This is a genomic window from Pannonibacter sp. Q-1 (assembly GCF_054073275.1).
Genome location: NZ_JBSXNB010000006.1, coordinates 280,158 through 292,038 on the forward strand (window position 1 = coordinate 280,158; position 11,881 = coordinate 292,038).

The window sequence follows — 11,881 nt, forward strand, 5'->3', positions numbered from 1 at the left end:
TGGACAGGAAAAGCGAGGAAATACAAATTTCTAGCTCTGGACGGCCTGCACCACTCTTGCGATGATAGGATGACCGGCACACACGCCGCCAGACCCAGCTGACCCGCCCGACTATCTCCGGCCCGGACCATTGGGAAGGGCAGGCAAAACAGGACACGGGCGGGGCACCCATGATCTTCAGACAGTTTCTCGCAGGCGGCTTGTTAGCCGCCTCTGCAACTCTTCTCCATGCGGAACCGGTCACATTCCGCTATGCCTATCAGGGCGGGCTGAACAGCCTTGATCCCTATTCCCTCAATGAGACCTTCTCCCTCTCCGCTCTCGGCAATGTCTATGAGGGGCTGGTGCGGCGGAACGCGAAGCTGGAGTTGGAGCCCGCGCTCGCCGAACGCTGGGAGATGCTGAGCCCGGTCCACTGGCGCTTTCACCTGCGCAAGGATGTGCGCTTTCACGACGGCGGCATTTTGACAGCCGAGGACGTGGTGTTCTCCGCCACACGCGTCCGGTCGCAAGGGTCTGACGTGGGCACACGGCTGCCCGCAGGCACGGAAGTGGTGGCCGTTGACAGCCATACCATCGACTTCCATCTGACGTCCCCTGCCCCGGCGCTGCCCGCCGAATGGGAAACCTGGTACATCATGGACAAGGAATGGACGGAGGCAAACGGCGCCGTTCCGGTCACCTCGGCGTCCAGCGCGGCGCCGGGCGCTGCTGCCCTCAAGGCCAACGGCACCGGCCCCTACCGGATCATCAGCCACGAGCCAGGCCTGAAAACCGTCTACGGCAAGAACCCCGACTGGTGGGATGCCACGGACGGCCTGCCGGACCGGGTGGAGTTTTCCGCCGTCACATCCGGCCCCACCCGCGTTGCCGCGCTTCTCTCCGGCGAACTGGACATGATCTATCCGGTGCCGGTGCAGGATATCGCGCGGGTGGACCAGAGCCCGTCCACCCAGGTGCTCAGCGGACCGGAACTGCGCACGCTGTTTCTGGGCCTCGATCAAAGCCGTGACGAGTTGCTTTACTCCGACGTGAAGGGCAGCAACCCGTTCAAGGATGTGCGCGTGCGCAAGGCCGTCTATCAGGCGATCGACACTGGCGCCATCACCAGCAAGATCATGCGCGGCACAGCCGAACCTGCCGCCCTTCTCGTCAGCCCGGCACTGTTTGCCCGCGCGGGCGAATTTTCGCGCCTGCCCTACGACCCGGAAGCCTCCCGGCGCCTGCTGGCTGAGGCGGGCTACCCGGACGGCTTTGCCCTGACGCTCGACTGCCCGAATGACCGCTATGTCAACGACGCCAGCATCTGTGAGGCCGTTGCAGCCATGCTCTCGAAGGTTGGCATCAGGACCCGGGCGGACATCCAGCCGAAGGCGAAATACTTCGGGCGCATCCTGCCCACCGGCGGCTATGACACGTCCTTCTATCTGTTTGGCTGGACTCCGGCCGACTTCGACAGCCTCAGCCTGCTGCAGGCGGTTGCCATGTGCCGGAATACGGCCACGGGCGAAGGCGCCTTCAACATCGGCGGCTACTGCAACGAGCAGGCAGACGCCCTGATCCGCCAGCTTGCCAGCGAGGAAGACAAGGACCGGCGTGCGGACATCACCGCGCAGATCTACACCCTGCTCAACGGGGATGTGGCCTATATCCCGCTGCATCAGCAGAAGCTGGCCTGGGGTGTTTCAAACCGGTTCCATGTGGAGCAGCGGGCCGATGACCAGTTCCTGTTCCGCTTCATCCGGCAGCAATAACCGGCCTGCGGCACTTTGTCCGGCCTGATTGCGGCCTGATTGCGGACTGACTTTGGCCAGGCGGCAGCAGCGCGAAAAAAGGGGGGAAGCACATGGCCTCCCCCCAACACTTAACGCCCGTTCAATGACTTGGACTAAAATCTGGCCCTCAAATACGCCGGGCCTACTTAAATTCCACAAGATGATGTTACCGCGTTGCACAATAAATTAAAGCCTCAAATTGAGGAAATATTGAGCAAAAAGGCTCGCAACCTGCCGAAATGTGCTGCATCGCAACAACCCTTGACCTTCCAGCAGCTGGAAGCCCTATTTTGGGCAAGATCCCGCGATTCAAGACACCGGCCCCGCAAAAGCGATGGCCCGGTGCAGGCATAAGGACCAAGCAGCCATGACATCCGCAGACCTTTCCAGCCCCCGCCAGCTGATGCTCGACGTTTCCGGCATGACCTGCGGCGGCTGTGCCGCGAGCGTGCAGCGGCTCCTGACCGGCGTCGACGGCGTCTCGGCGGCGAGCGTCGATCTCGCCGCAAAAAGCGCGGCCGTAACGGTCACAAAGAATGTGCCCGTACCGGAACTGGTTGCCGTGCTGGAAAATGCCGGTTTCCCTGCCCGGCTGCGGGAGGAGTAACCGGCATGCGATCCGCAAGCTCTTCGAGCGCCCGCGAACTGACCCTCGACATCTCCGGCATGACCTGCGGCAGCTGTGCCGCGCGCCTGCAGCGCTCCCTGTCCGCCGTCGACGGGGTGGCGGAAGCCAATGTGAACCTTGCCATGGAAAATGCCCGGCTGGCGCTGGTGCGGGACATTCCCATGCCGGACCTGATTGCCGCCGTGGAAAAGGCCGGTTTTTCGGCCCGTCTGCATGAGGATGAAGCCGCCAAGGCCCGGGCAGAGCGCGAAAAGGCAGAAGCCGCCGCGCGGGCGGAAGACCGCAAGGCCTTCCTGCTGTTCGTGATGGGCGCTGCCTTTTCCCTGCCGCTGGTCATTTCCATGGCCCTGATGCCTTTCGGCATCCACTGGATGATCCCCGGGCTGGTGCAGCTGCTGCTGGCAACCCCGGTGCAAATCCTGCTGGGCGCCCGCTTCTACCGGGGCGCCTTCAAGGCCGTGCTTTCGGGCGGTGCCAACATGGATGTGCTGGTCGCCCTCGGCACGTCTGCCGCCTATGGCTACAGCCTCTACCGCATCTTCGTGCCGGACCCGTCTGGCGTGGAGCATCTTTATTTCGAAGCGTCCATGGTGATCCTGACGCTGGTCCTGCTCGGCAAGTTGCTGGAAAACCGCGCCCGCCGGGCCACCTCTGCCGCCGTGCGGGCGCTGATGGCACTGCGGCCGGAAACCGCCAACAAGATTGACGGCGATACGGTCACCACCGTTCCCATCACCGAGATCCGCCTGGGCGACCGGGTGCTGGTGCGCCCCGGCGAAAGAGTGCCGGTGGACGGCCAGATCGAGAAGGGCAAGAGCGAGCTGGACGAAACGCTGATCACCGGCGAAAGCCTGCCCGTGACCCGTTCTGCCGGCGATCACATCACCGCAGGCACCATCAACGGCTCCGGTGCGCTGACCGTTGAAGTGCTGGCGCTGGGGGAAGAAACCGTCCTTGCCCGCATCATCAAGCTGGTCGAGACAGCGCAAGGGCGCAAGGCGCCGGTGCAGAAGCTCGTCGACAGGGTATCGGCGATTTTCGTGCCGGTGATCATCGTCTTCGCCCTTCTCACCTTTGCCGGATGGATGATCTGGGGCGGCAGCCTTGATGCGGCCATTGGCGCCAGTGTGGCCGTGCTTGTCATCGCCTGCCCCTGTGCCCTGGGCCTTGCCACACCCACGGCCCTTGTGGCTGGAACAGGCGCTGCGGCGCGGGCCGGCATTCTCATCCGCGACATCGAAGCGCTGGAAGTGGCGCACCGGCTGAAGCTCGTGGCCTTCGACAAGACCGGCACCCTGACACGCGGCGCTCCTGCCGTCACCGATGTCATCGCCTTTGACCGGGACAATGACGGCCTGCTGGCAGCCGCCGCCTCCGCCCAGCTCGCCAGCGAACATCCGCTGGCCCGGGCCATGGTCGAAGCCGCCAGAGCCAAAGGCCTGCCGCTGTCCACTCCGGACGAGTTCGAGGCCGTGCCGGGCGAAGGCATTGCCGCCATGCTGGGCGGGCATTCGCTGGTCATCGGCAACCGGACCCTGATGGACCGGTTGAAGGTGGAAAGCATGACCGCAGACTCCATCCGCAAGTCGCTGGAGAGCGAAGGCAAGACCAGCGTTCTTGCCGCCCTGGATGGCCGTGCCGTCGGCGTCATCGCCTTTTCCGACACGCTGCGTGACACCTCGGCGCAAGCGATTCAGGAACTGCGGGAGATGGGCATCCGTACGGTGATGATCACCGGCGACAGCGAGACCGTTGCCCGCAAGGTGGCCGCTGAAACCGGTCTTGACGAGGTGCGCGCAGGCGTGCGCCCGGATGGCAAGGCCAAGGCAATCGAGGCCCTGCGTGCGGAAGCTGGCGGCGCCGTCGGCATGGTGGGCGACGGGCTGAATGATGCGCCAGCGCTTGCTGCCGCCGACATCGGCATTGCCATGGGCTCCGGCGTTGATGTGGCCATGGAAGCAGCCGGCATCACGCTGATGCGCTCGGATCCGTTGATGGTGGCGGCGGCCGTGCGCGTTTCCAAGGCAACGCTGGCGAAGATCCGGCAGAACCTGTTCTGGGCCTTCGCCTACAATGTCATCGGCATTCCGCTGGCGGCCTTTGGCATGCTGTCACCCGCCTTTGCCGGGGCAGCGATGGCGCTCAGTTCGGTTTCCGTTGTCACCAACGCGGGCCTGCTGAAGCGCTGGAAGCCTTGAGCCTTTTGCAACATTGCCGTGGCATAGTCGTTTCCGCTGGCCGATTGCCCACTTGACGATTACGTAAACGGTATGCTTGGGTCAGCGCAGAGGAAATTGAAGCCTCATGACTTTAACGGCAGGGCGAAGATTTGCCCTGCGCCACGGGAGATGGAACGAATGAGCCTGCAGGAACTGACCGAAGCCGTACGTGCAAAAGTGGCTGGCGGCGGCATCGACGACACCGTGAAGTTTGATTGCGGCAGCGATGGCGTCATCTTCCTCGACGGCTCGACCGTCACCAACGAGGACAAGGACGCCGACTGCACCATCAAGATCTCGTCGGATAACCTCGCCGATCTTCTGGCTGGTGAGCTGAACCCGACGATGGCCTTCATGACCGGCAAGATCAAGGTCGAGGGCAACATGGCCGTTGCCATGAAGCTCGGCAGCATCGTCTGAAGCCGGCCCCTGAAACGGGATGATGCGGCTCCGTCCATGGACGGGGCCAAGCCTCCATATAGGCCTTTCCATCGTCGTCCCGGCTCGCGCTACGCTTGGCCGGGATGACGATCCTGAGGTGGAAGCTCACCTCGCCCTCACTTGCGCGGGCGTTCGCCGGTGTAGATGGCGCGGGGGCGAATCTGCTCGGGAGTGGCATATTGCTCCAGCGCATGGGCTATCCAGCCCACCATGCGCCCGGCGCAGAAGATGGTCTTGCCTGCCTGCGGCGGCAGACCGAGGGCGCGGCGCAGCACGGCGAAGGCAAAATCGATGTTCGGCTCCAGACCGAACAGATCGCGCGCCAGATCGATGACGATGACTGCCAGTTCCGCCGCTGGCCCACCTCCCTTCTTCGCCTTCAGCTTGTCCAGCAGCATGTCTCCGCGCGGATCCTTGCCGCGGTAGACCGAATGGCCGAACCCATGCAGCGGCTCTCCCAGCATCAGCCGCTCGTGCAGCACTGCTTCTGCATCCGCTGCGGAATGGATCTGATCGAACCACAGCCCCACCCGGTCGGACGCCGCCCCATGCCGGGGACCAGTGAAGGCGCCAGCCCCAGCAATCAGCGCCGCATGCAGGGGCGCACGGGTGGAGGCGGCGCAGCGCACGGTGAAGGCACTGGTGTTGAGTTCATGATCGGCGGAGAGCACAAGCGCAGCCCGGATCAGGTCCGCTCCGTCTGCGGCCGAAACTCCACCGGCACCGGAACGGCCGGGCACCAGCCAGCACTGCGCCAGTTGCTCATGCACCGGCAGGCTCGACACCTCCGCTCGCCCAAGCAGCGCCGCCGCAGCAACCCGCACGAAAGCGGCCCCCTTGCGCAGCAGCAATTGCGGCGAGCGTGTATAGGCGGAAGGATCAGACACGGGCCAGGCGGCCAGTGCCGTCATCAGCCGTTCCACCGCACCCATTCCCTCCGGAAAGAGCGGCAGCTGCATGCTGACCGTCCCGGCGAAAGGGTCCTCCTCGCAGTCCCAGAGCAGAGCGGCAGTGGCTTCCAGCGTCAGGCTCCTGGCAAGATCGGTCGCCCTGTGCCCCCGGTACCAGGGCCCATCCTCGCCAATATGGGTGAGCCGGGTTTCCAGCACCGGATCCCCGGACAAGGGCCTTGCCCCGCCCTGCGGCTCGGGCCTGTCGCGCTGCACCAGCAGCTTGCGGATGTCGCTAGCATCATAGCGCTTCTGCTTGCCCGGCCCCGGCACGGAGCGGATCAGGCCACGGCTGACATAGGCATAGAGGGTGGCCGGCTGGATGCCGAGTTCGGCGACGGCCTCGCGGGCGGAGAGATAAAGCGGCTGGCTCATATATTGATTGTATCTATCAATATTGACCAGATCAAGCATTCCTCCTTTCATGCTGTTCAGACGGCAAAGGAGGGAGTTTTTCCATGACGCTCGCTTACCCCAACCCGGTTTTCACCGGCGCACAGGCCGAAGGCCTCGATGGCATCACAGCTGCCACAACGATCCTCAGCGAAGTGGACGGCGAAGGCGGACGGCTGGTGCTGCGCGGCAGGCCCATCGAAGACCTCGCCGGAAAGCTCAGCTATGAAGAAGCGGCCAGCTTCTTCTGGGCCGATATCCTGCGCGTGCCGCGCGGCGCGGAGCTGACGGCCCGCTTTGCCGAGGCCCGTGCCACGGCGGCCCGTGCCCTGCCCGTGCTGCAGGCCGCCTCGCCGAAGCTCGGCACCTACGAGCTGATGCGGCTGGGGCTTTCTGCACTGGCCAGCGAAGGGGCGGACGAAGATCCCGTGGTGCTGTGCGGCAGCCTGCCGGTGTTTCTGGCCGCAGGCTGGCGGATCAGCCAGGGCCTCGCCCCGGTGATGCCCGATCTCAGCCTGCGCAGCTCGGAAGACATGCTGCGCATGCTGACGCGCAAGGCGCCGGATGCACGGGCGGCGGCAGCGGTCGACCGCTATCTCGTGACCATTCTCGATCACGGCTTCAACGCCTCCACCTTCACCGCCCGAGTCATTGCCTCGACAGGCGCGGACATGGCTTCTGCCGTCATCGGCGCCATGGGAGCGCTGAAGGGCCCGCTGCATGGCGGCGCGCCGGGACCGGTGCTGGACATGCTCGATGCCATCGGCACCTCGGACCGGGCGGAGCGCTGGATCGAACGGGCACTGAAGGACGGCAAGCGGCTGATGGGCTTCGGCCACCGCATCTACCGCACCCGCGACCCGCGCGCCGATGTGCTGAAGGCAGGTCTTGCGGAACTGCCCTCCAACGCCGGACGGCTGATCCTGGCGCAAGGGGTTGAGCAGGCAGCGCTTGCCGCACTGGCCCGCCACAAGCCGGACCGGCCCCTGCAGACCAATGTGGAGTATTACACCGCCGTGATGCTGGAAGCGGCGGGCATGGACCGCAGCCTGTTCACGCCGCTGTTCGCCGTGGGCCGGGCCATCGGCTGGTGCGGCCATGTGGCCGAGCAGCGCGCCACCGGCCGCCTCATCCGTCCCGCCTCGCGCTATGTGGGGCCGGTCGCGGCATAACCTCCCCGGATGCAGATCAGGCCGCAGCCACCGCTACGCCCTGACGCCGGTCCTCTCGGATCATCGCCGCGCCCTTGTCCGCGATCATGACAGTGGGAGCGTTGGTGTTGCCGGAGGTGATCAGCGGCATGACGGAAGCATCCACGACACGCAGACCCTCGATGCCGCGCACCCGCAGCCGCCCATCCACGACGCTGGCCTCATCCGAGCCCATGCGGCAGGTGCTGGTGGGATGGAAGATGGTGGTGCCGATATCGCCCGCTGCCCGCGCCAGCTCCTCATCGCTCTGCAGCGAGAGGCCGGGCAGATATTCCTCCGGCCGGTAGCGGGCCATGGCCGGGGCTTCCATGATCCGCCGGGTCAGGCGGATGCTGTCCGCCGCCACCTGCCGGTCAGCCGCGGCGGAGAGATAATTCGGGCGGATCTCCGGCTGGTCCTTCGCATGGCCCGTCAGCGCATGCACATGGCCCCGGCTCTCGGGCCGCAGATTGCAGACACTGGCGGTGATCGCCGGGAAGGGATGCAGCGGCTCGCCGAACTTGTCGAGCGACAGCGGCTGTACGTGATATTCGATGTTGGCCGTCTCGAAGGAGGGATCAGACTTGGCAAAGACGCCCAGCTGGCTGGGCGCCATGGACATGGGGCCGGAGCGGTTGAGCGCATATTCCAACGCGATACGCGCCTTGCCGAAGAGATTGCCCGCCATCTGGTTCAGCGTCTTTGCCCCATGCACCTTGAAGATGGTGCGCAGCTGCAGATGATCCTGAAGGTTCTCGCCCACCTCCGGCAAACTATGACGGACCGTGACGCCGATGCGGTCCAGCACATCCGGATTGCCGATGCCTGACAGCTCCAGAATGTGCGGTGACTTAACGGCCCCGGCGGCAAGGATCACCTCGCCGCGCGCCCGTGCGGTGGCAGGCTGACCCTTCACCGTCAGCGCAACGCCGGAGGCACGGCGGCCATCCAGAAGAACGCTGGTGACCTCCGCCTGCGTCACCACCCGCAGATTGGGCCGCTTCAGCGCCGGGCGCAGGAAGCCCTTGGCCGTGTTCCAGCGGATGCCGTGCTTCTGGTTCACCTGAAAATAGGACGAGCCCAAATTGTCGCCCCGGTTGAAGTCATCCACCTTGGGAATGCCCGTTTCGGCACAGGCCTCCCGGAAACTGTCCAGCACGTCCCAGGACAGGCGCTGCTGCTCCACCCTGAGCCCGCCGCCCTGCCCGTGGAGGTCATCGTTCCACTGGTAGTGGTCCTCGCAGGCGCGGAAATGCGGCAGCACATCCTCCCAGCCCCAGCCGGTGAGGCCAAGCTGGCGCCAGCCGTCATAATCGCGGGCCTGCCCGCGCATGTAGATCATGCCGTTGATCGACGAACAGCCGCCCAGCACCTTTCCGCGCGGATAGTTGAGCGCGCGCCCGTTCAGCCCTGGCTCTGCCGCCGTGCGGAAGCACCAGTCCGTGCGCGGATTGCCCATGCAATAGAGATAGCCGACGGGGATATGGATCCAGTGATAGCTGTCACGCCCGCCCGCTTCCAGCAGCAGCACCCGGATGTCCGGATCCTGCGACAGCCGGTTCGCCAGCACGCAGCCCGCCGAGCCCGCGCCGACGATCACATAATCCCACTCGCCCAGATCCTGCATGTTTCCACCCGTGTTCTTTTGAACAAGAGGAGACACGCAGGCGCGGTCCGGTCAAGACCGTCAAAGGGCGGGCATGGGATTACGCCATTTCCTGTTCGCGCACGGCCATCTCGATCTCGTCCACCAGCGCCGGATCAAGGTTCAGCCGGGCGGCGAGCATCTGGAGATAGGCTTTTTCCGCAGCGTGATCGGGATCTATGGCAAGCCGCGAGGCGGCGTAGATCTCGGCGGCGGTTTCCGGCGACGTGGCGCTCCTGACGATCTTGTCGAGATCGAGCGGGGCGCGCAGCTCGTCCATCAGGAAGGCCTTGGATTCGGAATCAAGCCCGGCCTCGTCCATCTTGCCGAAGATGCGGCGCTGTTCTTCCGCGTCGATATGGCCATCCGCCTTGGCAGCGGCGATCATGGCGCTGAGCAGGGTCCGGGCCACGATCTGGCTGCCGCCGGGCGCGCGCTCCGGGTCAAAGGCCGTGCCGCGCGGGGCTTCCAGTTCCAGCGGGGCGCGCTGCTGCGGGCCGAGGGACTGGCCGCCATTCTGCTGGCCGGTCTGATAATCGCGGTAAGCCTTATAGGCGAGGCCTGCGACCAGCGCGAGGCCGCCATAGGTGACCGCCTTGCCGCCGATCTTGCGCGCGGACTTGCTGCCGAGCAGCAGCCCGGCGAGCCCGCCAGCTGCCAGGCCGCCTGCATTCGACGACAGAAAATCCTTGCCGCGGGACATCAGGTCACCGGAACCGCCCGTCTTGCCGCCTTGTGCAAGACCAGAGCGGGAAGCCGCACCCATCACCTGATCGAGAAGGGATTTCGCATCGAACATGTCTGGAAGCTCCTTGGCAAACCTTGCGTCAGCCTGAGATGGTGGCTGGCCTGCCAAGCCGCAAGTCAGCGCCCGGCGGGAACACTGTCCAGAGGCAGCAGATTGTCATCTTTCAGCGTGTCCATGGCGATGGACGAGCGCACGTTCTGCACGGCCTCATGCGGCAGCAGGTCGTCATTGATCACCCGGCTCAGCGCCTTCAGGTCCGGCACCACGATCTTCAGCATGTAATCCACGTCGCCCGTCAGCGTATGCGCCTCCTGCACCTCGGGCATGGCCTGCACCATGGCGCGGAAGCGGCGGGCATTCTCGCGGCTGTGGGCACCAAGGGTGACGCCGACAAAAGCCGTTACCGAAAAGCCCAGCCGTTCGGTCGCCAGATCCGCCCGGTAGCGGCGGATGATGCCCTCTGCTTCCAGCGCCTGCCGGCGGCGGGAAATCTGGCTGGCAGAGAGCCCGATCCGCTCCCCCAGCTGCTGGTTGGTGAGGGCGGCATTTTCCTGAAGCGCGGACAGAAGCCGCAGATCAAAGCTGTCAACCTGCATGATGATGCATCAAAGCCCATTAGGACGCACAGAACTTGCACCACCTTACGGGATTTTACGTCCTTTGCACACACATTGCGCGCGCCGGAGCGCAAGCTTGTCTCACCATCAAGAGGAGGACAGCATGGGACCTTTCCCGCACGACGCACCGCCCGCCACCATCACGGCTGAAAACCCGGCAGGCACCGACGGCTTCGAGTTCGTGGAATTTGCCCATCCGGAGCCTGAGAAGCTGGATGCCCTGTTCCGCCGCATGGGCTACAGCCCCGTGGCCAAGCACAGGACGAAAAACATCACCGTCTACCGTCAGGGCGATGTGAACTACATCCTCAATGCCGAGCCCGGCTCCTACGGCATGCGTTTTGTCGAGGCCCACGGCCCCTGCGCACCGGCCATGGCCTGGCGCGTGGTGGATGCACAAAAGGCGTTTGACCATGCCGTGAAGATGGGCGCAACGCCCTATGAAGGAGACGGCAAGACGCTGGACGTGCCGGCCATCATCGGCATCGGCGGCTCGCTGCTCTATTTCATCGATCAGTATGGCGAAAAGGGTTCGGCCTATTCGGCAGAGTTCGAATGGCTGGGGCCGGTGGACCCGAAGCCGCAAGGCGTCGGCTTCTATTACCTCGACCATCTCACCCACAATGTCTACCGGGGCAACATGGACAAGTGGTGGGACTTCTACCGCAACCTCTTCGGCTTCCGGCAGATCCACTATTTCGACATTGACGGGCGCATCACCGGTCTTGTCAGCCGCGCCATCACCTCGCCCTGCGGCAAGATCCGCATTCCGCTGAACGAGTCCAAGGACGACACCAGCCAGATCGAGGAATATCTGCGCAAGTACAAGGGCGAAGGCATCCAGCACATCGCCGTGGGCACGGATGACATCTACAGCGCCACCGACCTTCTGGCGGACAACGGCCTGAAGTTCATGCCCGGCCCGCCCGACACCTATTACGAGATGTCCAAGGCCCGCGTGAACGGCCATGACGAGCCGCTGGAGCGCATGAAAAAGCACGGCATCCTCATTGACGGCGAAGGCGTGGTAAATGGTGGCATGACGAAGATCCTCTTGCAGATCTTCTCCAAGACCGTCATCGGCCCGATCTTCTTCGAGTTCATCCAGCGCAAGGGCGACGAAGGCTTCGGCGAGGGCAACTTCCGCGCCCTGTTTGAATCCATCGAGGAAGACCAGATCCGCCGCGGCGTCATCAAGGTGGATGCTGCGGAGTAACCTGAGCATGGGAGCCCCGCTGCCGGAAGGTGGCGGGGCCAGCGCAACTCAAGGAGGGA

General features: G+C 64.5%; 10 protein-coding genes. 6 read left to right on the plus strand and 4 right to left on the minus strand.

Annotated elements, in window-relative coordinates:
• Positions 1-170 precede the first annotated feature (170 nt).
• The 4 genes from ACVNHC_RS18370 to ACVNHC_RS18385 all read left to right on the plus strand — a co-directional run bounded on the left by ACVNHC_RS18370 (position 171) and on the right by ACVNHC_RS18385 (position 5,042).
• A complete protein-coding gene (locus ACVNHC_RS18370) occupies positions 171-1,754 on the plus strand; it encodes an ABC transporter substrate-binding protein (protein ID WP_058898708.1) in 1,584 nt (527 codons plus the stop codon).
• 388 nt (positions 1,755-2,142) lie between these two features.
• Positions 2,143-2,382: a heavy-metal-associated domain-containing protein gene (locus ACVNHC_RS18375; protein WP_026355779.1), complete on the plus strand. Its 240-nt coding sequence runs from the start codon at positions 2,143-2,145 to the stop codon at positions 2,380-2,382.
• A 5-nt stretch (positions 2,383-2,387) separates the two neighbouring features.
• A complete protein-coding gene (locus ACVNHC_RS18380) occupies positions 2,388-4,601 on the plus strand; it encodes a heavy metal translocating P-type ATPase (protein ID WP_457168529.1) in 2,214 nt (737 codons plus the stop codon).
• Between the two features lie 159 nt (positions 4,602-4,760).
• On the plus strand, positions 4,761-5,042 hold the full coding sequence (locus tag ACVNHC_RS18385) for an SCP2 sterol-binding domain-containing protein (protein ID WP_019964911.1): 282 nt from the start codon (positions 4,761-4,763) through the stop codon (positions 5,040-5,042).
• 137 nt (positions 5,043-5,179) lie between these two features.
• Here ACVNHC_RS18385 and ACVNHC_RS18390 read toward each other — a convergent pair whose 3' ends face one another.
• On the minus strand, positions 5,180-6,388 hold the full coding sequence (locus ACVNHC_RS18390; protein WP_457168531.1) for a citrate/2-methylcitrate synthase: 1,209 nt from the start codon (positions 6,386-6,388) through the stop codon (positions 5,180-5,182).
• An 83-nt stretch (positions 6,389-6,471) separates the two neighbouring features.
• Between ACVNHC_RS18390 and ACVNHC_RS18395 the strand changes: the two genes are divergently transcribed.
• Positions 6,472-7,578: a citrate synthase gene (locus tag ACVNHC_RS18395; protein WP_457168533.1), complete on the plus strand. Its 1,107-nt coding sequence runs from the start codon at positions 6,472-6,474 to the stop codon at positions 7,576-7,578.
• A gap of 16 nt (positions 7,579-7,594) precedes the next feature.
• Here the strand turns inward: ACVNHC_RS18395 and ACVNHC_RS18400 are convergent, their stop codons facing one another.
• The 3 genes from ACVNHC_RS18400 to ACVNHC_RS18410 all read right to left on the minus strand — a co-directional run bounded on the left by ACVNHC_RS18400 (position 7,595) and on the right by ACVNHC_RS18410 (position 10,585).
• Positions 7,595-9,223, minus strand: coding sequence for a GMC family oxidoreductase (locus tag ACVNHC_RS18400; RefSeq protein ID WP_457168535.1), 1,629 nt, complete (start codon positions 9,221-9,223; stop codon positions 7,595-7,597).
• A gap of 79 nt (positions 9,224-9,302) precedes the next feature.
• Positions 9,303-10,040, minus strand: coding sequence for a tellurite resistance TerB family protein (locus ACVNHC_RS18405; RefSeq protein WP_457168537.1), 738 nt, complete (start codon positions 10,038-10,040; stop codon positions 9,303-9,305).
• A gap of 65 nt (positions 10,041-10,105) precedes the next feature.
• Positions 10,106-10,585 carry an Lrp/AsnC family transcriptional regulator gene (locus ACVNHC_RS18410; protein WP_174235483.1) on the minus strand — a complete coding sequence of 160 codons (480 nt, stop codon included), beginning with the start codon at positions 10,583-10,585 and terminating at the stop codon, positions 10,106-10,108.
• 124 nt (positions 10,586-10,709) lie between these two features.
• Between ACVNHC_RS18410 and hppD the strand changes: the two genes are divergently transcribed.
• Positions 10,710-11,822, plus strand: a complete 1,113-nt coding sequence (hppD, locus tag ACVNHC_RS18415; RefSeq protein ID WP_122522140.1) for a 4-hydroxyphenylpyruvate dioxygenase — start codon at positions 10,710-10,712, stop codon at positions 11,820-11,822.
• Positions 11,823-11,881 lie beyond the last annotated feature (59 nt).